This is a genomic window from Kutzneria viridogrisea DSM 43870, assembly GCF_000525635.1.
GTDB lineage: Bacteria > Actinomycetota > Actinomycetes > Mycobacteriales > Pseudonocardiaceae > Kutzneria > Kutzneria viridogrisea.
Genome location: NZ_CP007155.1, coordinates 7,929,626 through 7,953,607 on the forward strand (window position 1 = coordinate 7,929,626; position 23,982 = coordinate 7,953,607).

21 protein-coding genes are annotated in these 23,982 nt (G+C 71.5%); 9 read left to right on the plus strand and 12 right to left on the minus strand.

What is annotated here, in order from left to right:
* Positions 1 to 82 precede the first annotated feature (82 nt).
* The 3 genes from KALB_RS34360 to KALB_RS34370 all read right to left on the minus strand — a co-directional run bounded on the left by KALB_RS34360 (position 83) and on the right by KALB_RS34370 (position 4,544).
* Positions 83 to 2,893 carry an AfsR/SARP family transcriptional regulator gene (locus tag KALB_RS34360; protein WP_042221090.1) on the minus strand — a complete coding sequence of 937 codons (2,811 nt, stop codon included), beginning with the start codon at positions 2,891 to 2,893 and terminating at the stop codon, positions 83 to 85.
* A gap of 560 nt (positions 2,894 to 3,453) precedes the next feature.
* The gene (locus KALB_RS50140) at positions 3,454 to 3,777 is read right to left on the minus strand and encodes a DUF397 domain-containing protein (protein WP_318296230.1); all 324 of its coding nucleotides are present in this window, start codon (positions 3,775 to 3,777) and stop codon (positions 3,454 to 3,456) included.
* Positions 3,696 to 4,544, minus strand: coding sequence for a helix-turn-helix domain-containing protein (locus KALB_RS34370; RefSeq protein WP_030109050.1), 849 nt, complete (start codon positions 4,542 to 4,544; stop codon positions 3,696 to 3,698). Before KALB_RS34370 ends, KALB_RS50140 begins: the two co-directional genes overlap by 82 nt.
* Before the next feature lie 185 nt (positions 4,545 to 4,729).
* On the opposite strand from KALB_RS34370, the gene KALB_RS34375 reads away from it, so the two are divergent.
* The 3 genes from KALB_RS34375 (at position 4,730) to KALB_RS34385 (ending at position 7,955) form a co-directional block, all read left to right on the plus strand.
* Positions 4,730 to 4,960: a hypothetical protein gene (locus KALB_RS34375; RefSeq protein WP_025360209.1), complete on the plus strand. Its 231-nt coding sequence runs from the start codon at positions 4,730 to 4,732 to the stop codon at positions 4,958 to 4,960.
* Positions 4,961 to 4,964: 4 nt separating this feature from the next.
* Positions 4,965 to 5,312, plus strand: a complete 348-nt coding sequence (locus KALB_RS34380) for a hypothetical protein (protein WP_025360210.1) — start codon at positions 4,965 to 4,967, stop codon at positions 5,310 to 5,312.
* Positions 5,313 to 5,693: 381 nt separating this feature from the next.
* Positions 5,694 to 7,955: a SulP family inorganic anion transporter gene (locus KALB_RS34385; protein ID WP_025360211.1), complete on the plus strand. Its 2,262-nt coding sequence runs from the start codon at positions 5,694 to 5,696 to the stop codon at positions 7,953 to 7,955.
* Between the two features lie 267 nt (positions 7,956 to 8,222).
* Here the strand turns inward: KALB_RS34385 and dacB are convergent, their stop codons facing one another.
* The 4 genes from dacB to KALB_RS34405 form a co-directional block, all read right to left on the minus strand.
* The gene (gene dacB / locus KALB_RS34390; RefSeq protein ID WP_025360212.1) at positions 8,223 to 9,791 is read right to left on the minus strand and encodes a D-alanyl-D-alanine carboxypeptidase/D-alanyl-D-alanine endopeptidase; all 1,569 of its coding nucleotides are present in this window, start codon (positions 9,789 to 9,791) and stop codon (positions 8,223 to 8,225) included.
* A gap of 75 nt (positions 9,792 to 9,866) precedes the next feature.
* Positions 9,867 to 11,309 carry an NADP-dependent phosphogluconate dehydrogenase gene (gndA, locus tag KALB_RS34395; RefSeq protein ID WP_025360213.1) on the minus strand — a complete coding sequence of 481 codons (1,443 nt, stop codon included), beginning with the start codon at positions 11,307 to 11,309 and terminating at the stop codon, positions 9,867 to 9,869.
* A gap of 47 nt (positions 11,310 to 11,356) precedes the next feature.
* Positions 11,357 to 12,316, minus strand: a complete 960-nt coding sequence (locus KALB_RS34400; RefSeq protein ID WP_236650084.1) for a GlxA family transcriptional regulator — start codon at positions 12,314 to 12,316, stop codon at positions 11,357 to 11,359.
* 53 nt (positions 12,317 to 12,369) lie between these two features.
* The gene (locus KALB_RS34405) at positions 12,370 to 12,819 is read right to left on the minus strand and encodes a MarR family winged helix-turn-helix transcriptional regulator (protein ID WP_025360215.1); all 450 of its coding nucleotides are present in this window, start codon (positions 12,817 to 12,819) and stop codon (positions 12,370 to 12,372) included.
* A gap of 125 nt (positions 12,820 to 12,944) precedes the next feature.
* Between KALB_RS34405 and KALB_RS34410 the strand changes: the two genes are divergently transcribed.
* The 3 genes from KALB_RS34410 to KALB_RS34420 all read left to right on the plus strand — a co-directional run bounded on the left by KALB_RS34410 (position 12,945) and on the right by KALB_RS34420 (position 15,891).
* Positions 12,945 to 13,757: an SAM-dependent methyltransferase gene (locus KALB_RS34410; protein WP_025360216.1), complete on the plus strand. Its 813-nt coding sequence runs from the start codon at positions 12,945 to 12,947 to the stop codon at positions 13,755 to 13,757.
* A 110-nt stretch (positions 13,758 to 13,867) separates the two neighbouring features.
* Complete coding sequence (locus tag KALB_RS34415) at positions 13,868 to 14,848, plus strand: undecaprenyl-diphosphate phosphatase (RefSeq protein WP_025360217.1); 981 nt, start codon at positions 13,868 to 13,870, stop codon at positions 14,846 to 14,848.
* Positions 14,849 to 14,952: 104 nt separating this feature from the next.
* A complete protein-coding gene (locus KALB_RS34420; protein WP_025360218.1) occupies positions 14,953 to 15,891 on the plus strand; it encodes an esterase/lipase family protein in 939 nt (312 codons plus the stop codon).
* A 57-nt stretch (positions 15,892 to 15,948) separates the two neighbouring features.
* Here the strand turns inward: KALB_RS34420 and KALB_RS34425 are convergent, their stop codons facing one another.
* Both KALB_RS34425 and KALB_RS34430 read right to left on the minus strand, forming a co-directional pair.
* A complete protein-coding gene (locus KALB_RS34425; RefSeq protein WP_025360219.1) occupies positions 15,949 to 18,249 on the minus strand; it encodes a GH92 family glycosyl hydrolase in 2,301 nt (766 codons plus the stop codon).
* Between the two features lie 93 nt (positions 18,250 to 18,342).
* Positions 18,343 to 18,570, minus strand: a complete 228-nt coding sequence (locus KALB_RS34430; protein ID WP_148309769.1) for a hypothetical protein — start codon at positions 18,568 to 18,570, stop codon at positions 18,343 to 18,345.
* A 249-nt stretch (positions 18,571 to 18,819) separates the two neighbouring features.
* Between KALB_RS34430 and KALB_RS34435 the strand changes: the two genes are divergently transcribed.
* The 3 genes from KALB_RS34435 to KALB_RS47170 all read left to right on the plus strand — a co-directional run bounded on the left by KALB_RS34435 (position 18,820) and on the right by KALB_RS47170 (position 19,938).
* Positions 18,820 to 19,434 (plus strand): DUF6292 family protein, encoded by a 615-nt coding sequence (locus KALB_RS34435; RefSeq protein ID WP_025360221.1) that lies wholly within the window; start codon positions 18,820 to 18,822, stop codon positions 19,432 to 19,434.
* 82 nt (positions 19,435 to 19,516) lie between these two features.
* Positions 19,517 to 19,717, plus strand: coding sequence for a cold-shock protein (locus KALB_RS34440; RefSeq protein ID WP_025360222.1), 201 nt, complete (start codon positions 19,517 to 19,519; stop codon positions 19,715 to 19,717).
* 14 nt (positions 19,718 to 19,731) lie between these two features.
* Entirely contained in the window at positions 19,732 to 19,938 is a 207-nt protein-coding gene (locus KALB_RS47170) for a hypothetical protein (protein ID WP_148309770.1), read from the plus strand.
* Here the strand turns inward: KALB_RS47170 and tesB are convergent.
* The 3 genes from tesB to KALB_RS34455 all read right to left on the minus strand — a co-directional run bounded on the left by tesB (position 19,935) and on the right by KALB_RS34455 (position 23,980).
* Complete coding sequence (tesB, locus tag KALB_RS34445) at positions 19,935 to 20,879, minus strand: acyl-CoA thioesterase II (protein WP_025360223.1); 945 nt, start codon at positions 20,877 to 20,879, stop codon at positions 19,935 to 19,937. The two genes, KALB_RS47170 and tesB, sit on opposite strands and share 4 nt — an antisense overlap.
* 8 nt (positions 20,880 to 20,887) lie before the next feature.
* Positions 20,888 to 22,312: a pyruvate kinase gene (gene pyk / locus KALB_RS34450; protein WP_025360224.1), complete on the minus strand. Its 1,425-nt coding sequence runs from the start codon at positions 22,310 to 22,312 to the stop codon at positions 20,888 to 20,890.
* A 141-nt stretch (positions 22,313 to 22,453) separates the two neighbouring features.
* Positions 22,454 to 23,980 (minus strand): ArnT family glycosyltransferase, encoded by a 1,527-nt coding sequence (locus KALB_RS34455; RefSeq protein WP_025360225.1) that lies wholly within the window; start codon positions 23,978 to 23,980, stop codon positions 22,454 to 22,456.
* Positions 23,981 to 23,982: the final 2 nt, after the last annotated feature.

The following is a 23,982-nucleotide window of genomic DNA, read 5'->3' on the forward strand; positions in this document are numbered from 1 at the left end:
CGCTCTGGGCGCGGGCCGGGCCGCGGTTCCCGCACCGGTGGGCGGGACTCGCGTGCGGGAGAGCGGGACTCGCGGGGTGGGGTCAGGCTGTCAGGCGGGCGCGGGCCAGGCGGGAGCGCACGCCGTCGGTCTCCGGGGCGCCCAGCTCGGTGAGCAGGCCCAGCGCACGCTGCCAGTGGCCCTGGGCGCCGGGATCGCGCTGGGCGTCCAGGGCCTGCGCGATCCGGTCGTGCGCGATGCCCTGGTGGTAAGGGCTCGCCGCGGACACGGCGATCTCCAGCGCGCGGCGGGCCGTCGACATGGCCTGCACCACCTCACCCGTCGCCAGCAGCGAGGTCACCAGGTCGCTCAGGCAGGCGGTCTGCCCGATCACCTCACCGGTCTCGGCGTACACCCGCAGGGCCGTGCGCAACCGCTGCTCGGCCTCGGCGTGGCGCTGCTGGTCCGCGTGCAGGATGCCGAGGTTGTGCAGGGCGTTGGCCTGGGCGAACCGGGCCCCGCAGCGCTCACCGATCTCGGCGGCACGCAGGTAGTGCTCCTCGGCGAGGGCGAGCTGGCCGGTCTCGTGGTGGATGTTGGCGATCGAGGTCAGCACCCTGGCCTGCCGCTCGCCGTGCCCCTCGCGGCGGCTCACGGCAAGCGCTTCCCGGTGCGCGTCCAGCGCTTCGGCGAACCGCTCGTGCATGGTGAGCACCACACCGAGGTTGTGCAGGGTCACGAACTGGGCCTCGGCGTCACCGCAGCCGCGCACGACCTGCGCCGCGGCCTCGTGAGTGGACAGCCAGGTCGCGCGGTCGGCGCTGAGCCAGAACAACCGGCTCATCGTGTAAGGCAGCTGCCAGGCGTGCGTGGTCCAGCCCTGCGCGGCCGCGTACCCGGCGGCGGCCAGCAGGTTGCCCCGCTCCGCCTCCAGCCAGGCCATGGCAGTGCCGGAGCCGTCGATGACCGGCACGGCGGCGGGCGGGTGCTCGGGGGCGATCGGCACCTTGCCCCGGGTGATGGGCAACAGGCCGTCGGCGAGGTCCGCGCAGTGCAGGTAGTAGTCGAGCATGCGACCGGCCACCGCACGGTGCTCCTCGGCGGTCAACTCCTCGGCGGCCAGCGTGACGCAGTAGGCGCGGACGAGGTCGTGCGGGGCGTAGCGGCCGGGTTCGGACACGCTGAGCAGGTGGGCGGCGGCCAGTGCGTCGAGGGCCCGCGTGGCCTCGCCGAGCCCGACCTGGGCCAGGGCGGCGGCCAGGTGCGGGGTGACGTCCGCGCCCGGGTGCACGCCGAGCAGGGTGAGCAGGCGCGCGGGCAACCTGGGCAGCGCGCGACGTGAGGCGTCGAAGGCCGCGCGGACCACGCTGTCCCCGCCCTCCAGGCCGAGCCCGGCGAGCCTGCCCCGCTCGTCGTCCAGCTCGGCGACCAGCCCCGCCACCGACAGCCGCGGAGTGCCCGCCAGCCGCGCGGCGGCCACGCGCAGCGCCAGCGGCAGCCGGTCGCACAGGGCGGCGAGCCGCAGCGCGGCCTCCGGCTCGGCGAGCAGGCGCTGCTCCCCGGCGATGCGGCCGAGCAGCCCCACGGCATCCGTTGGCGAGAGCAGGGCGACGTCCACGATCTGCGCGTCGGCGTGCGCGACCAGCCCGTCCAGCCGCCGACGGCTGGTCACCAGCACGCAGCTGTGCGCCCCGGGCAGCAGCGGCAGCAGTTCCTGCGAGCCGCGCGCGTTGTCCAACACCACGACGAGCCTGCGGTCGGCGAGCATCGTCCGGAACAGGGCGGAACGCTCGTCCAGGGTCGCGGGCACCTCGGTCGTCGGCACGCCCAGCGCGCACAGGAACCGGCGCAGCACCTCGGCCGGGTCCAGCGGATCGCGCTGCGGGTCGTACCCGTGCAGGTCCACGTAGAGCTGGCCGTCCGGGAACCGGTCGCGGGCCCAGTGCACCGCCAGCGCCGTCTTGCCCACCCCGGCCGGACCCGTCACGGCCACCACCAGCCCGGCGGGCGTGTCCCCGGCCAGCTGCGCGAGCCGGTCCAGTTCCCGTTGCCGCCCCACGAAGTTCGCCGGTCCGCGCGGCAGCTGGCTCGGCGCGGCCACCGGCCGGGAAGTGGTCACCGGCGGGGACGGGTCGGTCAGGTCCTCACCGGCCAGCACCGCCTGGTGCAGCCGTTGCAGCTCAGGCCCCGGCTCGACCCCCAACTCCTCGATCAGCACCTGCCGCGCCGACCGGTAGACCGACAGCGCCTCGGCCTGCCTGCCCGCCTGGCACAGTGCGCGCATCGCCATGCCGTGCAGTCGTTCCCGCAACGGGTTCTCCGCGACCAGCCGGGTCAGCTCGCCCACGGCCTCGGCACCGCGGCCCAGCGCCAGGCGCAGTTCCGCGCGGTCCTCCAGCACGACGAGCCTGCGCTCCACCAGCCGACCCCGCTCGACCTCCGCGAACAGGCCCGGCAACCCCGACAGCGGTTCGCCGCGCCACAGCCCCAGCGCCTCGTCCAGCACCTCGTGCGCACCGAGCAGGTCGCCCGCGGCGCGCAGCTTGCCCGCGGCCGCCACGCGAGCCTCGAACACGTCCAGGTCCACCGCGTCCTGGGGCAGCCGCAGCAGGTAGCCGTCCCCGGAGGAGCGCAGCAGTGAGCCCGGCGCCCGGTTGGCCCGGCTGGGCTCCAGCGCGCGGCGCAGGCCGGCCACGTAGGTGTGCACGACGTTGACCGCGCTGCTGGGGGCCGACTCACCCCAGACCGCCTCGATGATCTGGTCCCTGGCCACGAGCGTGTTGCGCCCCAGCAACAGGATCGCCAGCACGACCCGCTGCTTGGGTGCCCCCAGTGGCACGTCCTGGCCGTCGCGGCCCGCGCGCAGGGCGCCGAGCACCTCGAACCACCAGGTGGTGGTGCACAAGTCCGACAACCGGCCCGCCCTTCACTGCGCTTGCTGCAGCGTGCGAAGCCTAGTGGCCTCTCCAGCCGTGCTCCAGAGGGCGTGTAGAGGAATCAGTAATGATTGTTCCCAGTTCCACCGAGGGCCACCGGCCCGGTGGGACGGCCCGGAGCTCAGGCTCCCCCAGAGCGACGCGGGCCGATCGACGTGCAAAGGGCACAAGCCCGCGGCGGCGGAACGTCGATCGGTTCGCGTCCCCACACCACGGCCCGCACAGCGCCCCAGGCCGATCGACGTGCACTGAATCCACCGTGCAGGGGCACCCAAGCCCGCGGCGGCGGAACGTCGACCGGTTCGCGTCCCCACTCGGCCCGCACCACGGCCCGCGACCTCCCCCTGGAGCGACGCGGGCCGATCGACGTGCGCTGGGCCTGGTGCGCGAGGGCGCCCCAGCCCGCGGCGGCGGAACGTCGACCGGTTCGCGTCCCCCTCCAGCGGCCACCGGTCCGCGCCTGGACACCGGCAGCCTCAGTGGTCGTTGTGGACCGACAGGCGCGGGGCGCACCGCACGGAACGCCCCGCGATCACACTCAGTTCGGGCCGAACTCACCCGTCTTGGCGGCGAGCAGGAAGCGGTTCCACACCCGCTCGTCGAAGAACAGGGCGTCGCTGTCGGGGTTCTTCGAGTCACGGACGGCGGTGGCCGCACCCGTGAACGCGATCTCCACGCAGCACACGTCCCTCGGTCCGCTCAGACTGCTCTTCCGCCAACTCAGGGCGGACAACGGGGAACCGCTCACGACAACCTCACTTCTTGTGCAAACGATCGGCACTAGTCGAATTGGCTGGCCGCGTCCGCGATGAATGCGACGGTGTCCTTGGCACACAGGCCGGAGGCCACCAGATGCCCCCACAGCATCGTGTAGTAGTCGACTTCATCGGCGTTCTCCTGGAACTGCCCGTCCACGGTGCCCTCGACGTAGACCACGTCGCGGTCGGCGGGATCGGGAAACTCCATGATCACGAAAGACGAGCCCATTCCTGGGTACGAACCGTGTGCGAAGGGGATCACCTGGAAGCTGACGTTCGGTCGCTCGGCCAGTTCCACCAGGTGGTCGAGCTGGGCCCGCATCACCTCGGGGCTGCCGACCGGCCGCCGCAGGATCGCCTCGTCCAGGACGAAGGAGACCCGCGGCGGATCCTGCCGGTCGAGGATCCGCTTGCGCGTCATGCGCATGGCGATGCGGCGCTCGGCCTCCTCGGCCGACATGTCCGGCGCACCCTCGCGGATCAGTGCCCTGGTGTAGGCCTCTGTCTGGGCGAGGCCGGGCACCAACATCGCGTTGTAGGTGCGCAGGATCGCCGCCTCGGCCTCGAAGCCGAGGAACGCTCCGCGACCGACGTCGCCGAAGGACTCCCACCAACCCTTGATCCGGGCTTCCCTGGCGATCTGCACGAGGTACTCGCGCTGTTCCTCTGGGACGCCGTAGAGCAGTAGCATGTCCCGTACGTCTCGGGGCGTGACCCCGACCCGCAGCGTCTCGATGCGACTGATCTTGGACGGCGAGCACTCCAACTTCTCGCCGACGTCCTCGATGGTCAGCCCGGCGGCCTCGCGCAGCCGACGCAGCTCACTGGCGAGACGACGCTTGCGGACCGTGGGACTGGGCTCCCTGGTCATCTGTCAACCGCCTTTCGCACGAACCTCAGTGTGGAACGGGACTTGAGAGCCAGCAAAGACCTGTCATCCAATCGTGTACTGCAACTTGCAGAAACCCATCCGCCAGTCGCAGGCTGCTTTCCAGCACACCGCTGCCGGGGAACGTCAACAAGGCGGGTGCCACTCCAATCCCGGAAGGACCAAGGATGACCGAGATCACCGGACGTCGTTGGGACATCGCCTGCCTGGACGCTCTCGACCGGCAGCGGCAGGTGAGGGTCTGGTCCAGCCCCGGCCGAGTAGTCATGATCTCACCACCGGCCGAGACCTCGTGCCTGACCATCGACGAAGCGACGAAACTGCGCGACAGCCTGGAACGCGCCATCGAGGAAGCGGGCGCGCTCGCCGGCAGGACCCGCACCGCCAGGGCCTGGTGACCCGGTGCCTTCGAGCGTGTTCAGCCACTTGGACAAGTCCCTGCACGACCACCTGTCAGACCTGGTCCGGCTCGCCGAGGGCGCCGATGAGCGCACCGCGGTCGGGCTGGCCCGCTCGGAACTGCCCCGCATGGTCACCGCGCTCAAGGCACTGCTCGACGAACACCAGCCCGACGAGAACGGGCGCTGCCCCACCTGCCGCTCGCGGCGGTTCAGCCGCAGGCTGCCCTCCCCGTGCCGCGCGTACCTGGCGGCACACCTCTGTCTGACGATCACTCGCGAGGAGCAGTCGGCCCCGCAGCAGGACGGCGCGACACCGAGGCGCCGCAACCACCTCCGCAGTGCCGGATAAGCACTGACCCCCTGAACGGCACGGGTACCCGCCCGTGTTCGAGCCGGGTGACGCCTCCCCCCGTACGCCCCCCTTCCGCGTCACCTGGCACACCCCCGACAGCGGGGTCGACAGCCCTCCCCGACGGCTGCCGACCCCGCTGTCGTGCGTCCGGGCACAACACCCAGTCAGAAAACATGAAAATCCATGCAAAACTTGCGACGCATGAACCAAGTGACCTTGACTAACGTAGGACGTCTGGCCCAGGTTCCGTAAACTTCATTTTACAGTCTGTTGACCGTTTTTAGTGGAAAAGCTCTCCCGGAGTGGGCATCATGGAGATCGGCGCGATCCATGACGGGCGTCACATGCCGCCCGACCCGCAGAGAATCGGAGAGATCCTTGACCACCAAGCAGCACCGCGGCACGAAGTCGCACGCTGGTGACCACTCCACCACCGGGCCGCCTGCCGCGTCCGGTTGGAGAGGCATCCTGCGCAACGACCTCCCAGCCTCGTTCGTGGTGTTCCTCGTGGCCATCCCCCTGTCACTGGGCATCGCGGCCGCCTCGGGCGCACCGCTGATCGCGGGCCTGATCGCCGCCGTGGTCGGTGGCGTCGTGGGTGGCGCGCTGAGCGGGGCACCGCTACAGGTCAGCGGACCAGCGGCCGGGCTGACCGTGATCGTGGCCGGGCTGGTCAGCCAGTTCGGCTGGGCCGCGACCGCCGCGATCTCCGCCGCCGCCGGCCTGGTGCAGTTGCTGCTGGGCCTGAGCAGGGTGGGCAGGCTCGCGCTCTCGCTGTCCCCCGCCGTGGTGCACGGCATGCTCGCCGGCATCGGTGTGGTCATCGCCGTCGGCCAGTTCCACGTGGTGCTCGGCGGCAAGAACCAGGGCGACGTGCTGGACAACCTGCGCGAACTGCCCGCGCAGATCATGGGCCACAACATGGGTGCGCTGCTGGTCGGCGCCGTCACCGTGGCCGTCATGCTGCTGTGGCCCAAGCTGCCCAAGGTCAAGGTCGTGCCCGCCCCGCTGGTGGCGGTCGCCGCGGGCACCGCGCTGGCCTCGGGTCTGAACCTCACGCTGGCCAGGGTCAACCTGCCCGGCGACATCCTCAGCGAGGTCGTGCTGCCGAAGCTGCCGGAGGGCCCGTGGCTCGCCGTGCTCGGCGGCGTGCTCACCGTCGCCCTCGTGGCCAGCGTCGAGTCCCTGCTCTCCGCGGTCGCGATCGACAAGCTGCACGACGGCCAGCGCGCCAACCTGGACCGCGAGCTGATCGCCCAGGGTGCGGCCAACTTCGTCTCCGGCGCGCTCGGCGGACTGCCGGTCACCGGCGTGATCGTGCGCAGTTCCACCAACGTGGCCGCGGGCGCCAAGAGCAGGGCCTCGGCCATCATGCACGGCCTGTGGGTGCTGGTCTCCGTGCTGTTGCTGGCCAGCGTGCTGGAGCTGATCCCGATGGCCGCGCTGGCCGCGGTGCTGGTGGTGATCGGCATCAAGCTGGTCAGCGTCGGCCACATGAAGCACCTGTGGCGGCACCGCGAGCACGTGGTCTACGCGGCGACCCTGCTGGGTGTGATCGCCTTCGGGCTGGTGGAGGGCGTGCTGCTCGGCCTGGTCGTGGCCATGCTGCGCGCGCTGTACCGGCTCACGCACAGCACCGTGGAGGTCAGCCAGCGCGCGGACGGCGCCTGGCTGGTCAAGGTCAGCGGCTCGCTGGTGTTCCTCGGCGCGGGCAGGCTGGTGCGTGAGCTGCGCGCGATCCCGCTGCGCGAGCAGGTGGTGCTGGAGCTGCACGTGGACTTCATGGACCACGGGGTGTTCGAGGCGATCAGCGACTGGCGCTCCGGCTACGAGCGCATGGGCGGCCGGGTCCGCGTGGACGAGGTGCTGGACAGCTGGTACCACCGCGCCGTCGGCGGGCGGCCCGCGCGCCGCAAGTCCTTGCGCACCACCGAACCGCGCTGGTTCGCGCCCTGGTCGCACTGGCAGAGCACGCAGGCCGAGGACATCGTGGTCGACGTGCCCGATCCCAGGGTCGAGGACGACCCGATGCTGGTCGGCGTCCGGGCCTTCGAGAAGCAGACGGCCCCGCTGATGCGACCGTTCTTCACCGACCTGGTGGAGAACGGCCAGCGGCCCAAGCAGCTGTTCATCACCTGCTCGGACTCGCGCGTGGTGCCGAACCTGATCACCAGCAGCGGGCCCGGCGACCAGTTCAGCGTGCGCAACGTGGGCAACCTGGTGCCGCGCAACGGGTCTGGCGGGGACGTCTCGGTGGGCGCCGCCGTGGAGTACGCGGTGGACGTGCTCGGTGTGCAGGAGATCGTGGTGTGCGGTCACTCCGACTGCGGGGCGATGAAGGCGGTGCTGGACTCCACGGCGCGGGCCGACTCCGCGCTGGGTGACTGGCTCAAGCACGCCGACCCCAGCGTGCTGCGCTTCGCGGGCTCCCCCGGCGACGAGCAGCTGGCGGTCAACGAGCGGCTCTGCCTGGCCAACGTGGCTCAGCAGCTGGACAACCTGTGCAGCTACCCGAGCGTGCAGGAGGCCGTGGCGGAGGGCCGGGTCAAGCTGGTCGGCATGTACTTCGACATCGCCGCGGCCCGCGTCTACCTGGTGGACCAGGAGCGCAGCACCCTGAACGAGCTCACCCCCCACTAACGGCGAGTCCCGCTCACAGGCGGGCGAGTCCCGCTCAGGCGCAGTGGCCGCCGACCTCACAGCACGAGGTCGGCGGCCACTGGTGTGTTCGGGGGCGCAACACGCCGTACCGGAAGCGCCGACACGCGGGGCAGCTTCGCGTGTCGGCGCTTCGCGTACGGTGTGTTCGCGCTCGGCGGGCGGTTTCCCAGCTGGTGGGAGCGCGTACCGGAACGTCCGACACGCGGTACCGGAAGCGCCGACACGCGCTGGTCCCCGGGTGCTACCTCAGCAGGACTTGGTCCAGCCGCACTCCAGGGCGGTGCGGCGGTCGGCGGGGGCGTGCTGGGGGCTGACCCGCGGCGCCAACCGGGGCTGGGCGGTGTCGGCGGCGCCGTTGTAGGTCGCCAGCCGGAGGGCGACGGCGTCTTCCACCGACCGGACCGAACCGGCCAGGAAGTTGTTCTCCAGCAAGGAGAAGACCAGCTTCTGACCGTTCGCGGCGGTGACGTAGCCGGACAGCCCGCTCACCCCGGTCATCGAGCCGGTCTTGGCGTGCAGGTTGTTCGCGGCGGGCGTACCCACCAGCCGGTTGCGCAGCGTGCCACCGACCATCCGCTCGGAGTTGCCCGCGATCGGCAGGGCCTCGTACCAGGACTGGAACCACGGCCTGCCCTTCGCCGCGACCAGCAGCGCGGTGAGCTGCCCGCTGCTGACCAGGTCCATCCGGGACAGCCCCGAGCCGTCCACGCGCTGCATCGCGGCCGGGTCCACGCCCAGGCCGGTGAGCTTGTCGCCCAGCGCGCGCAGGCCCGCGTCCCAGGTGCCCTGGCCGTGCACCTTGCGGCCCGCGGCCTTGGTGAGGATCTCGGCGTGCATGTTGTTGCTGAGCTTGAGGAACGGCACCTGGAGCTGGCTCAGCGGGATGGACTTGCGGTCGGCGATCCGCGTGGCCTCAGCGGGCGTCGCACGGAAGGACGTGCCGCCGACCACGCGGACCCCGTTGTCGGCCAACGCCTTGCGGAAGACCGAAGCCGCCACCGCGGTGGGGTTGCCCGCGGCCATGAACTCGTTGGCGGCGGCGCCACCGGCCGGGATCGTGCCGCTGACGGTGATCGTGTCGCTGCCGTGCGGGCGGTCCACCACCACGGCGGGCGAGGTGCCCGCGGCCGAGGTCGTGGCGGTGTCGACCACGCGCACGGCGTCGGTGGCCGGGGTCAGCTCCACCTTGGCGGGCTGGCCGACCACACCGGGCGTGACCTTGACGGTGATCGAGCCCGCGTCGTAGTCGGTGTCCGGGGAGACGGTCAGCGCGGAGACCGGCGCGCTGTAGTAGTACGGCTCGTCGTCCCAGGCCCAGCTCGGCCCCAGCCGCACGGAGTCGAACCAGGTGTCGTCGGCCACGAGGTCGCCGAGGACAGTGCGCACACCCGAGGCGGCCACCTTCGCGGCCAGGTCCTGGTAGTCCTTGGCCAGCAGGGTCGGGTCGCCGGTGCCCTTGAGGTACAGGTCCCCGATGAGCACGGAACCCACGCGTCTGCCGGTGCCGGACACGGTGGTGCTGAAGGTGTAGTCCGGTCCGAGCACCTCCAGCGCGGCGGCGGAGGTGAACAGCTTGTTGGTGGAGGCGGGCAGCAGCAGGCTGTCCCCCTGTCTGGAGTACAGCACCGAGCCGGTGTCCGCGTCGCGTACGACCAAACCGACCTGGCCGCCGCGCAGGGAGGCGTCACCCAGCAGGGCGTCCAGGTCCTTGCCCAGAGCGGAGTTGTTGGCGTTGTCGGCCGATGCCGCCCCGGGCAGTACCAGCACTGCCGCCGCGACGCAGATCGCGGCCACGTGCCGAGGTCGAATCCTCATGATCCCTCCACACTTCTCGGGTGGGTCACGAGGTTGCCGGTCCAGCGGAAAGGGGCCGCTGGACCGGCACCGCGATCACGCGTCGATCTCGTTGCGCCCCTCGCCCCACAGGGTGTGGAAGCTACCTTCGCGGTCCACGCGCCGGTAGGTGTGGGCACCGAAGAAGTCCCGAAGTCCCTGGATCAGGGCGGCGGGCAGCCGCTCGGAGCGCAGCGCGTCGTAGTACGACAGCGCCGAGGAGAAACCGGGGGCGGGCACACCGGCGGCGGCAGCGGCCACCACCACGCGCCGCCACGCCTCCTGGGCCTTGATCACCGCGTCGGCGAAGTAGGAGTCCACCAGCAGCGAGGGCAGGTCCTTGTTCGTGTCGTAGGCGTCCTTGATCCGCTCCAGGAAGCGGGCCCGGATGATGCAGCCACCGCGCCAGATCGTGGCCATCGCGCCCAGGTCGATGTCCCAGTCGTAGGTGTCGGCGGCGGCGCGGATCTCGTCGAAGCCCTGCGCGTAGGCCACCACCTTGGAGGCGTACAGCGCCTGCCGCACGTCCTCCACGAACGCGTCGCGGTCGGCCACCGACGACACCGAGGACGGGCCGGGCAGCACCTTCTGGGCCGCGGCGCGCTGCTCGGTGTGCCCGGACAGCGAACGGGCGAACACGGCCTCGGCGATGCCGGTGACCGGCACGCCCAGCTCCAGGGCCTCCTGCACGGTCCAGCGGCCGGTGCCCTTCTGCTCGGCCTGGTCGGCGACGACCTCCACGAAGGGCTTGCCGGTGGCCTCGTCCACGTGGCCGAGCACCTCGGCGGTGATCTCCACCAGGTAGGACTCCAGGTCACCGGAGTTCCAGCCGCGGAAGACCTCGGCGATCTCGCCCGCGCCCAGCCCGGCCACCTTGTGCAGCAGGTCGAACGCCTCGGCGATCAGCTGCATGTCGGCGTACTCGATGCCGTTGTGCACCATCTTGACGAAGTGGCCCGCGCCGTCGGGGCCCACGTGCGTGCAGCAGGGCTGGCCGTCCACCTTGGCGGAGATGGCCTCCAGCACCGGGCCGAGGTGCTGGTAGGACTCGGGCGAACCGCCCGGCATGATGCTCGGGCCGTTGAGCGCGCCCTCCTCACCACCGGAGATGCCGGTGCCCACGAAGTGCAGCCCGCGCTCGCGCAGTGCGGCCTCGCGGCGGCGCGTGTCGGCGTAGTGCGCGTTGCCGCCGTCGACCACCATGTCCCCGGGCTCGAGCAGCTCGACCAGCTCGTCGATGACCGCGTCGGTGGGCCCGCCCGCCTTGACCATGATGATCACCTGGCGCGGGGTCTGCAGCGAGTCCACGAAGTCGGCCAGGGACTCCGCGGCCACGAAGTCGCCCTCGTGCCCGTGCTGCTCGACCAGCGTCTTGGTCTTGGCCGCCGAGCGGTTGTGCACGGCGACGCGGAAGCCGTGCCGCGCCAGGTTGCGCGCCAGGTTGCTGCCCATCACGGCCAGGCCCGTGACGCCGATCCGAGCCTTCTGTTCAGTTGCCATGCGGCCAGCCTGCTCCAGTTCGGCCCCGGTTTCCACCTCAGGGTGCGTCAGCCGACTAAATCGATCCCGGTTGACCTGAACCGGTCCCGGTAGGCCCCCGGCGGCACCCCGATCACGCGCAGGAACGCGCGGCGCATCGTCTCGGTGCAGCCGAACCCGCAGCGGCGCGCCACCGCCTCCTGCCCCTGGTCCCCGGACTCCAGCAGGGTGCGGGCGGCCTCCACCCTGACCTGCTCCACGTACTGCGCGGGACCGGTGCCGACCTCCCTGGCGAACAGCCGGGAGAAGTGCCGCACGCTCAGCGAGGCACGCTCGGCCAGCGCGGCCACCGAGTGGTCGGCGGCCGGGTCGAGCGCCACCGCGTCCAGCGCGCGGCGCAGCGGCTCGTAGCGGGTGGCCGGAGTGCGCGTCCACATGCTGAACTGGGACTGGCCGCCGGGCCGCTGCACGAACATGACCAGCCACTTGGCCACCTCGCGGGCCAGCGTGGCGCCGTGGTCGGTCTCCACGATCGACAGCGCCAGGTCCATGCCCGCGGTGATGCCCGCCGAGGTGGTCACCCGGCCGTCCTGGACGAAGATCGCGTCCGGGTCCACGGTCAGCGCGGGGTAGCTGGCCGCCAGTTCCGCGCAGCTGGCCCAGTGCGTGGCCACCCGGCGACCGTCCAGCAGCCCGGCCTCGGCCAGCACGAAGCTGCCGGTGCACACGGCGGTGAGGCGCCTGCTCAGCGCGGCGGCCCTGCGCACCTGCCCGACCAGCACCGGGTCGATCGGGCGGGCGGTGCCGCCCGCGACGAGCAGGGTGTCCACCGGGCCGGTGAGCTCCTCCAGCGCGAGGTCCACGGCCAGGGTGGGGCCGGTCTTGGTGCGCGCGGGCCGCCCGCCGGGGCTGGCCAGCCGCAGCCGGTAGTCCGCCCCGAACCGGCTGGCGTAGCTGAACACCTCGATCGGGCCTGCCGCGTCCAGCAGCACCGCCCCGTCGTAGACCACCACCACGAGCTCGCGCACGACCTCATCCTCAGCCGGGCCGCGCGTGGCCGCAATGACCGACGACCCTCGAATCAGGACACGACGGCCGGGTCGTCCTGCTCCACCCTGCGCAGCAGCACCGCCAGCTGCTCGCGCTCCTCGGGCAGCAGCACGGCGAAGATCTGCTCGGCGGCCAGCCGGCGCGTCTCGTCGATGCGCACGGCCAGCTCGCGGCCCGGCTCGGTAAGGCTGACCAGCAGGGACCGCCGGTCGGCCGGGTCGGGTCTGCGCACGGCCAGCCCCTGCTCCTCCAGGCCGTCCACCACGCTGGTGGCCGAGCGCGGCACGATGCCGAGCCTGCCCGCCAGTTCCGCCATGCGCACCGGTCCGCCGCAGTCGGCGCCGCCCGCCAGCACCTCCAGCGCCCTGCCCTGACCGGGGGTCAGCCCCAGCGGGGCCAGCTCGCGCATCCAGCGGTGCCGCATCCGCTTGGCCGCCCGCAGGAACAGGTCGGCGAGCTGGCCGGACGTCGCGTCGCTCACGGGGGCCTCCGCACGTGCCGCTGGGGTGTGACCGGACAAATCTTGCCTTATCGCCACTGCTGAGCTGAGCTCAGTGATGCGGGTCGCGCTCGACTCCGCCCAGCCCGCGAGCTAGGTTGCGCGCCATGGAGTTGCCGGACTGGGTCCCCGCCACGATGGACGTCAGCAAGCCGAGTTCAGCCAGGATGTACGACTACTACCTGGGCGGCACGCACAACTTCGAGGTGGACCGGGAGGCAGCGGAGCGGGCCATCGCCGTGATGCCCTTCACCATCCACGGCGCGCGCGGCAACCGGGACTTCCTGCGCAGGGCCGTGCGCCACCTGGTCGAGTCGGGCGTCACACAACTGCTGGACCTGGGCTCGGGCATTCCCACCGTGGGCAACGTGCACGAGGTCGCGCAGCGGGTGAACCCGCTGACCCGGACCGTGTACGTGGACATCGACCCGGTCGCGGTGGCGCACAGCACGGCGATCCTGCGCAGCAACCCGCTGGCCACGGTGATCCACGCCGACATGCGCGACACCGAGGCGGTGCTGGCGCACCCGGACGTGCGGCGTCTGATCGACTTCTCCGAGCCGGTCGGCGTGATCATGGCCGCGGTGCTGCACTTCGTGCCGGAGTCCAGCGACCCCGACTCGATCATCGCCAGGTACCGGGAGGCCGTGCCGGACGGCAGCCAGCTGGTGCTGTCGCACATGAGCCTGACCGGGCAGCCCGCCGAGATGCTGGAGCGGTTCCAGGCCGTCTACGCCAACACCACCAACCCGGTGGTCTTCCGCAGTCGCGAGCGCATCGCCGAGCTGTTCGAGGGCTTCGAGCTGGTGGAGCCGGGGCTGGTGTCCCTACAGGCGTGGCGGCCCGACGCCGACCAGGACAGCCGGGTGAACCCCACGCACACTCCGGGCTTCGCCGGGGTCGGCCGCAAGAAGAGCTGAACTCCCGACAGTCGCGTGTCGCCGTTCGTTCACCTAGGGTTCACCAGACTCGTCTGGTCTGCGCCTACCCTCGCGCCCGACCACCGCCCCACACCTCCGGAAGGTCGTAGATGTCGGACCTGAGCTACGTCGAGTCCATCGCCGTCGGACTGTTGCAGGGCGTGAGCGAGCTGTTCCCGGTGTCCAGCCTCGGCCACAGCGTGCTGCTGCCCGCGCTGGTCGGCGGCAAGTGGGCCGAGGACCTGAGTATGACCGCGAAGGGCTCGCCGTACCTGGCGGTGCTGGTGGCCATGCACGTGGCGACCGCCATCGCGCTGCTGGCGTTCTTCTGGCGGGACTGGGTGCGGGTCATCCGGGGGCTGTTCACCTCGATCCGGGACCGGAAGGTGGAGACGCCCGAGCAGCGGCTGGGCTGGCTGCTGGTGGTCGGCACCATCCCGGTGGGCATCGCCGGGCTGCTGCTGGAGAGCACCCTGCGCAGCGTGCTGGGCAAGCCCATCCCCTGCGCGATCTTCCTGGCGCTCAACGGCATCGTGCTCTACGCCGCGGAAAAGCTCAGGCAGCGCAAGGCCGAGGCACCTGCCGAGGTGCCCGCCGAGCAGACGATGGTGATCTCCAACGCCCCGTTCTCCTCGGGGGACACCGCCCCGCTGGACGCCATCACCGCGCAGCCGCTGTCCGCGGACGAGGCCAGTGAGCGCAGGCTGGCCAAGCTGACGTTCAAGGACGCGGTGATCGTGGGCGCGGCGCAGATCCTGGCGCTGTTCCCCGGCATCAGCCGGTCCGGGGTGACCATCGTGGCCGGTCTGTTCAAGGGCCTGCGGCACGAGGACGCCGCGCGCTTCGCCTTCCTGCTGGCCACCCCGGTCATCCTGGCCGCGGGCGTGCTGAAGATGCCCGAGCTGTTCCACCCCGAGATGCGCTCGATCCTCGGACCCGCGCTGGCGGGCAGCCTGGTCGCCGGAATCGCGTCCTACATCTCGGTGAAGTTCCTGACCTCCTACTTCGAGACCAAGACGCTCACCCCGTTCGCCATCTACTGCACGGTGGCCGGAGTCGGTTCCTTGGTGTACCTCACGGCATTCGCGTAATGCGAACTAGCGATTCATGACAAGAATCGCTGAGCGTATCGACACCTTCCACGGGCAGTGCCTATCGTCCGTTTCCCCGGCACCACCCCGTGGAAGGGTCAACGATGATCGTCCGCCTTCGTGCGCTGCTGTCCGTCGCGGCAGCCGCCACCCTGCTGAGCGTGGCCCCCGCCGCACCGGCACAGGCAGCCACCGACCCGGTGGCACCCGATTTCGCCACCGCTTTCCTCTACACCCAGACGGTCAATCCCAACGCCGAGGCCCCCGGCGCCAACGACTGGTCCTGCCGCCCGTCGGCGGCGCACCCCCGCCCGGTCGTGCTGGTGCACGGCACCTGGGAGAACCAGTACAACAACTTCGCGAAGTTGTCGCCCGCGCTGAAGAAGGCGGGCTATTGCGTGTACGCGCTGAACTACGGCGCGTTCAGCCTGAGCCTGGCCGGGTTCAACCCCGCGATGAAGGGCACCGGCGACATCAGCTGGTCCGCCAAGGAACTCGGCGGGTTCATCGACCGGGTACTGGCCTCGACCGGCACCGCCAAGGTCGACGTGGTCGGCCACTCCCAGGGCGGGATCGTGCCCCGGCAGTACATGCGCTTCGAGGGCGGCGCGAGCAAGGTGCACACCCTGGTCACCCTCGGCGCCACCAACCACGGCACCACACTGAGCGGCATCGCCACCCTGGCCGGGGCCCTCGGCCTGCTGGCGCCCGCCCCGCTGCTGCTCGGCCCCGCCGCCACCCAGCAGGTGGTCGGCTCGGACTTCATCACCCGGCTCAACGCGGGCGGTGACACCGAACCGGGCGTCGACTACCTGGTGATCGCCACCAAGTACGACGAGGTCACCACCCCGTACCAGTCCACCTTCCTCACCGCCGGACCCGGTGCGACCGTGCGCAACGTGACCCTGCAGGACGGCTGCCCCACCGACCTGTCCGAGCACGTGTCCATGCCGTACTCCTCGCGGGCGATCGGCTTCGTGCTGCAGGGGCTGGACCCCGCGGCCCCGGCGGCGCCGTGCGGGGTGAACCTGCCGGTGCTCTAGGCGCGGGCGATGCCATGAAAGTGCCGTTCCTTGCACTGAGTGCAAGGAACGGCACTTTCATGGCGTTGGCGACAAGGCGAAGCGGAGCACACCCCCACCGCGGAGGAAGTCGCCGGGGAGTTTCCAGTCGGGCACGGGCACGCCGTTGCGGCTCAGGCCCGCCACGTACCGGCCGGTGCCCGCGGCGGTGATGTGGATCGGCGCGGCGTGGTCGGGGCGGATCAGGGCGCTGCCGAACAGCGGGGCGGCCACGAGCAGTTCGGCCGAGCCGGGGGTGCGGGGGTAGATCCCGAGCGCGGCGAAGACGTACCAGGCGGACATGGTGCCGAGGTCGTCGTTGCCGGGCAGCCCGGACGGGCCGGTGGTGTAGACGGTGTCGAGGAGCTGCCGCACGGTGTCCTGGGTCCTGCGGGGCGCACCGAGCTCGTTGTACATCCACGGCGCGTGGATGTCGGGCTCGTTGGTGGGGTCGTACCTGAGCGGGCCGCCGCCACGCAGCAGCCAGTTGCCCTGGGCGTCATGGAAGAACGCGTCCAGCCGGGTGATGGCCTTGTCCTTGCCGCCCAGGGCTTCCGCGAGCCCCGTGACGTCCTGCGGCACCATCCAGGTGTACGCCGCGCTGCTGCCCTGGGCGAAGCCCCGGTCGCTGGCGGGGTCGAACGGCGTCACCCAGCTGCCATCCAGGTCGCGGGCCTGGGCGTAGCCGGTGGCGGGGTTGACCACGTTGCGCCAGTACCCGCCGCGGGCGGCCAGTTCCGCGGCCTTGTCCCGGTAGCCCAGGGCAGCGGCCCACTTGGCCAGTGCGGAGTCGGCCACCGAGTCCTCCAGCGTCTCGGCGGCACCGCCCCAGCAGTGGCACACGTCGTTGGCGCTGTAGTGCGAAGCCAGGTACTGGGCGAGGTTCGGCCGCTGCCCCACGCACTGCCCCGGGCACCCGGCGTCAAGCAGGCCCTCGGGGCGCGGCACGGTGGCCTGCCGGTACAGGGAGTCGAACGCGCCCCGGTAGTCGAAGCCGCGCACGCCCATGGCGTAGAAGGTCGCCAGCGTGGCGGCGGACGGGTCGCCGGTCATCACGTGGGTGGCCCCGTTGACGTGCACCCAGCGGTCCCACACCCCGTCGTTCTGCTTGGCGTAGTTGAACAACGACTGCGCGAAGTCCCCGGCCACCACCGGTTCCAGCAGCGCCAGCAACTGGATCTGCGCCCGGTACTGGTCCCAGCCGGAGAAGTTGCCGTACTGCGCGTGCTGCCCGGGTTCCAGCCGGTGCGGCTTCTGGTCCATGCCCGGGTACTGGCCGTCCACGTCACTGACCAGGTTCGGCTGCTGGAGGCCGTGGTACAGCGCGGTGTAGAACACGGTGCTGGGGCTGCTGATCCGCACTCGGCCCAGTTCGGTGTTCCAGGCGCGCTCGGTCGCGGCGGCCACCTCGTCGACAGATCCGTGCGCCTCGGCGCGCAGGTTGCGTTCGGCGCCTTCGAGCGACACGTAGGAGATCGCCAGCCGCATGCTGACCCGGCTGCCCGGGGCGAAGCTCACGTAGCCGCCGGAGCCACGCCCCGCGCGGTCCCTGCCGGTGGCGTAGCCCTCGCCGCCGGTCTGGTCGGTGCCACCGGGTTGCAGGGTGTCGTCCCGCCAGGTGCCGGTGCCGGTGATCGGCTGGTCGAACTCCGCCACGAAGTACAGCCGGTAGTAGCTCTTGCGGTTGTTGACCCCGCCGTTCGCGCGCCGCCCGCAGAAGGCCCCGGTCAGCACCGAACCGGTGACCCGCCGGTGTGCCGCGTCCAGGTGGGTCTGCGCGTCCGCACTGCCGTTGAGGGAGTTGGAGGTCCGGAACAACAGGGTCGCCGGCCTGTCGGCGGGGAAGCCGAACGTGCCGGTGGTCGTGCGCTCGGTGGCGGCGAAGTCGGTGCTCACCCCGTTGGCCAGCGCGAGCCGGTAGCGGCCCGGGGTGGCCGTCTCGGCGGCGTGCGTGAAGTCGCTGGCGTACCGCGCGTCGGTGCTGTCGGCACTGGGTGAACTGGTGACGGCCGTGGTCAGCGGCATGATCGGCACGTCACCGGCAGCCCCCGGGTTGCAGCCCGCCCCGTTGACGTGGGTGAGGCTGAACCCGCGCAACCGGGTGACCCCGTACTGGTAACCGTTGGCGGCCCCGGTGCTGGTCTGGTCCCCGCGGGTGCTCGTCGGGCTCCAGGCCACCATGCCGAACGGGGCGGTGGCCCCGGGGTAGGTGTTGCCGTCCCCCGCCGTGCCGATCAGGGGGTCGACCTGGTGGACCGGCTCGGGCCGCGGTGCCGCCACCGCCGTCGTGCCGGGCAGGAGCAGGACGGCGGCCAGTGCCGCCAGCAGGGGTCGGCGCATGGCGCGGACCCTAGCGGTGCGGGGTTGCCGCGGGCCGAACTCGCGGCGACAGCGGGACTTCCGGCGCCGAGGAGGTGCCTGCCGGGACGCGGCTCAGCGCTGGGAGGGCGGGAACCGGCCGCCGGGCCGTCCCAGTGCGAGCAGTTCGGTGTACTGCTCCTGCCAGGAGCGCTCCGTGGCGAGCAGGTCCGACAGCCGCTGCACCCAGGACTCGTCCACCGGGGGTCCGGCGACCGACAGGTGCGAGCGGGTCTCCTCGCGGGCCTTGAGCCACTCGGCCAGCGTCGGGCCGAGCACGGGTCCGCTTGCCTGGGGCGCCATCCGTTGACCGTACTCCCCGGCAATCCCAGGCAGTACGGCCATCATGGGGTAGACTGGGGGTGTCGAAGGGCCTTCGCACGCCGGTGGTCGAGCCGGTGTCGCCCACGACCACTCAGCTGACTGGGTCTGTCCAGCCAGGGACGGGACGGCCGACCTGACGTCGGTCCCGCTAGGTCACCACCACTGCCCGATCGCCGCCGGGCCCGCGATCTCTGTCGCCACGCGCTCGGCGCGAAGAACGGAGTCCACATGACCCGTCCACGCCCCATCGCACCCGGTGACGAACGAGGCCGGTTCAGCAGGGCGCTGGACGAGGCCAGGACGGCCGAGCTCGAACTCCAGGCGCACGCGGCCCGCACGGTGGCCGGACACGCCGTGGACGCGCAGGACTGCGGCACGCTGCTGTCCATGCTTGGGCTGTCCGCCGACAGCCGCGCCCCTGGCTGGTCCCGCTCGACCGACAGCACGCCCGCGCTCAGCCGCGGCCTGTCCGGGTACCTGCATGCGGTGGCCGCGGCCACGGGTGTGCCCGAGGAGGGCACCTCCTTCGAGGTCAGCGACACCGCGACCGCCTACCTCGCGCTGCCGCAGCACTCGCCGCTGCGCCCGGGCAGGGACCTGATGCTGGTGTGGAGTGAGCACAGCGGCTGGTCGGTGTCGGTGGAGACCGGCCCGACCGAGGTGCCGGTGGTGGTGGCCTTCTTCGGCGCCGACGCGGTGCCCGACCCCCTGCTGGTGGCCCAGTTCGTGGCCGAGGTGCTCGTGGGCAGTCGCGGCCCCGGCTCGCCGGTGCGCGCCGGGGACCGGCAGGCTCTGGCCGCCCGCCTCGCGCGCTACACCCGGCCCAACCGGCTCGGCAGCTGACCGGCCGACCCCGCACACCGCCTCGGCGCCCGCGTCCGCGGGTGCCGTGATCACCACAGCTCCACCGACAGGACGGTCACACATGGCACAGGGCACCGTGAAGTGGTTCAACGGCGCGAAGGGCTTCGGCTTCATCACCCCCGAGGGTGGCGGCGCCGACCTGTTCGTGCACTCCTCGGCGCTCGGCGGTGACCTGCAGCGGCTCGAGGACGGCCAGTCGGTGCGCTTCACCGTGACCCAGGGCGCCAAGGGCCTCCAGGCCACCGAGGTCAGCACCTGCTGACCAGGCAGCAACCGGTGCCCGCCGACCCGGCCGGGTCGGCGGGCACCGCACCCACTACGACGAGGACGACGATGACCGCCACCGACGAACGACCGAGCCAGAACACCGAACACACCGGCGTGACCGCCGTCCTGTTCAGCCACTGCGGCCAGGACGAGTCGAACAGCCCGCGCCCGACCGAGCAGCCGCAGCCCGTGCGAGCGCTGTTCCACGCACCCTAGGGCAGGACGCGCAGCAGGCCCTCCTGCACCACGGTGGCGACCAGGCTGCCGTCACGGGTGAAGAACTTGCCGGTGGCCAGCCCCCGGTTGCCCGAGGCGCTGGGCGAGACGCAGTCGTAGAGGAACCACTCGTCGGCGCGGAACGGCCGGTGGAACCACATGGCGTGGTCCAGGCTCGCGCCCTGCACCTTGTCGGTGCCCCAGTACACCCCGTGCTTGGCCAGCACCGAGTCGAGCAGGGTCATGTCCGAGGCGTAGGCCAGCACGCACACGTGCAGCAGCTCGTCGTCGGGCAGCTTGCCGTCGGCGCGCATCCACACCTGGTTGCGGGCCTCATGCGGGCCGCTCTCCCTGGTGACCCACGGCGGGTCGGCCACGTAGCGCACGTCGATCGGCCTTGGCGCCAGGTTGAAGCCCTTGACCTTGTCGCGCAGCTGCTCGACCCGCTCGCCGAAGGTGGGCAGCAACTCCGGGTCGGGCACCACCGGCATCGGCTCGGCGTGGTCCATGCCCTGCTCGGCCTTCTGGAAGGAGGCCGACAGGGAGAAGATCGCCTTGCCCCGCTGCACGGCAACCACCCGGCGGGTGGTGAAGGAGCGGCCGTCCCGGATGCGGTCCACCTCGTAGACGATCGGGATGCTCGGGTCGCCCGGCCGGATGAAGTAGGCGTGCAGCGAGTGCACCCGCCGGTCCGGGTCCACCGTGCGGCCCGCGGCGACCAGGGCCTGCCCGGCGACCTGCCCGCCGAACACCCGCACCGGGGACTGGGCGGGGCTCACACCGCGGAAGATGTTCTCCTCGATGCGCTCCAGGTCCAGCAGCGCGACCAGGCGGTCGAGCACGGGCTGTCCGTAGGGCACACCATCCGGCGTCAACGGCACCGACCCCGCAACCTTGAGTGCTGCGGGGTCGGCTGCCGCGGCCCGAGCCGCTTCAGTCATGTCACTCCCTAGGCGTGGTCGTCCTCGCCCAGCCGGTGCACCCGGATGAGGTTGGTCGACCCCACGGTGCCGGGCGGGGAACCGGCCACGATGACCACCAGGTCACCGGGCTGGTAGCGCCCGATGGACAGCATCGAGATGTCCACCTGCCGCACCATTTGGTCTGTCGAGTCCACTTTAGGCACCAGGAAGGTCTCGGTGCCCCAGGTGAGAGAAAGCTGACTGCGCACGTCGGGTTCCGGGGTGAACGCGAGCAGCGGCAACGGGGTGTGCAGCCGGGCCAGCCTGCGCACGGTGTCCCCGGACTGGGTGAAGGCCACCAGGGCCTTGGCGTTGAGCCGCTCGCCGATGTCGCGGGCGGCGTAGGAGATGACGCCCCGCTTGGTGCGCGGCACGTGGGTCAGCGGGGGCACGACCGTGGACTCGGTCTCCACCGCCTCGATGATCTTGGCCATGGTCTGCACGGACTCGATGGCGTAGCGGCCCACGCTGGTCTCGCCGGAGAGCATCAGCGCGTCCGCGCCGTCGAGCACCGCGTTGGCCACGTCGGAGGTCTCCGCGCGGGTCGGCCGCGAGTTGCTGATCATCGAGTCCAGCATCTGGGTGGCCACGATGACCGGCTTGGCGTTCTCGCGGGCGATCTGGATGGCCCGCTTCTGCACCAGCGGCACCTGCTCCAGCGGCAGCTCCACGCCCAGGTCACCGCGGGCGACCATGACCCCGTCGAAGGCCAGCACGATGGCCTCGAGGTTGTCCACCGCCTCCGGCTTCTCGATCTTGGCGACCACCGGCAGCCTGCCCTTGCCCACCCGGTCCATCACCTGGTGCACCAGGTCGATGTCGGCCGGGGAGCGCACGAAGGACAGCGCGATGAAGTCCACACCCAGGCTGAGCGCGAACTCCAGGTCCTCGATGTCCTTCTCGCTCAGCGCGGGCACCGAGACGTCCATGCCGGGCAGGGACAGGCCCTTGTTGTTGCTGACCGGCCCGCCCTCGGTGACCTCGCAGACCACGTCCTGGTTCTCCACGGCGGTCACCACCAGGCCGACCTTGCCGTCGTCCACCAGCAGCCGGTCGCCGACCTTGGCGTCCTTGGCGAGGTTCTTGTAGGTGGTCGACACCCGGTCGTGGGTGCCGGCGACGTCCTCCACGGTGACCCGCACGACGTCCCCGGTGCGCCACTCCACCGGCCCGCCCGCGAACGTGCCCAGGCGGATCTTGGGGCCCTGTAGGTCGGCGAGGATGCCCACCGCCCGGCCCGACTCGTCGCCAGCCGAGCGAACCAGGTCGTAGACCTGCTTGTGGTCCGCGTGGCTGCCGTGGCTGAAGTTCATCCTGGCCACGTCCATACCCGCCGCGACCAGATCGCGCACCTTCTCAGGGGTGGCGGTCGCGGGACCCATGGTACAGACGATCTTCGCTCGTCGGCTCACGTTCCAGCAGCCTAGTCTGCCCAGCTTGACCGATCCCGAGCTACCCGGGGGTAATGTCCGTCAACAGTGGACAAACTCGCCCCCGGGACCCGGATTTCGCCTCTGCGTAACCGTTGGGTCACGAAGTGTCGGTGCCCTCGTTCAGCTGCCGACCCCCGCGCGAGCCCCCGCGGTGAGCGCGTCGGCGGGCACCTGCCAGAGCACGGTCTGCCCGTTGGTCGGCCCCTGGAAGGTCAGCAGTGGCTTGCCCACCGAGCGCAGCCAGTCCAGCATGATCGGCTTCGCGTAGCCGTAACCCTGGCTGGTGGGCAGGCTCTGGGTGAGGATGTAGTCCGCGTGGTGGTCGAGCATGGACCGCGCCGAGGGCCAGACCCCGAACCGGGCGTCCTCCTTGAACGCCCACTGGCCGGTGCTGTTGGTCACGCCGACCCTGGCGCCCGCGGGCAGGTTGTCGTGCACCCAGGCGCGGACCCGCACGAACCCGTCGTCAGGGGTCAGCTCCGCGCGCAGGGCCAGCCCCAGGCTGACCGCCACCAGCAGCGCGGCCCCGACCCGCAGCGGCACCGTCAGCCTGGGCCAGCGCTGCACCACCTCCACGGCGGCCGGACCCAGCGCCAGCGTGCCCGCGACCATCACCCCGTAGCCGTACTGCTCCTCGAAGGTGCCGAACAGCGCGGCGTACATGCCGAAACCGCCCATGGACACCGCGCACAGCCCGATCAGCCTGCGCCGCCGGTCCGTGCTCAGCGCGGCGACGAGCCCGGCGATCGGGCAGAGCAGCAGCAGCACGTAGCTGGTGCCGAACTGGCCGAGCTGGGCCACCAGCCGGTCCACCAGGCTGGGCGCGTTGGGGGCGTTGAAGCCGGTGGTCTGCTTGAGCCCGATCATGCGCTCCAGGCCGGAGGCCTTGGACTGCCACCAGCCGCCGAGCAACCCGCACAGCCCCACCACGGCCAGGTAGCTCAGGTACGGCACGAGCGAGGCCACCAGCACGGTCAGCGCCTCGCGGGGCTTGAGCGTGCGCCGCCACAGGACCGCCAGCACCACCGGCACCGCGGCGAACACCGCCAGCGCGTCCTTGGTGAGCACCCCGTAGCCCAGCAGCAGCCCGGCGGGCACCGCGACCTTCGCCGACAGGCCCCGCTCGGAGTCCAGGGCCCAGACCAGCACCAGCAGGCCGCCGACCACGGCGAGCGTGGCCGGGGTCTCCAGGAAGACCCGGCTGTTGTTGCGCAACACGAACGGGTCCAGCGCGAGCAGCGCCCCACAGGCCCAGGCCGGACCGGTGCCGGTGATCCGGCGCACCAGCACGAAGCCCAGCGCCACGGTCAGCGCGCCGAGCACGGCGTTGACCCAGCGCAGGTCGTAGGTGATGTCCATGCTGGTGCCGGTCAGGCCGAACACCTTGACGACCAGGCCCTCCAGCAGGAAGGCGCCCGGCGGGTGCAGGAAGAACGGCTGCCCGGACAGGCTGGGCAGCTGCCCGTGGGCCACCGACACACCCAGGTCGGTGTAGACCATCTCGTCCACCCACAGCTCGAAGCTGCGGGTCAGCCCGAGCGCGCGGACCCCGAAGGCCGCAAGGCCCAGCAGGACCGGTGCGAGCAGACCGCCGCGCACCAGCCGCTGGAGCACCGTCGACGCGTCGTTGGCGCGGTGCAGTGCCATCT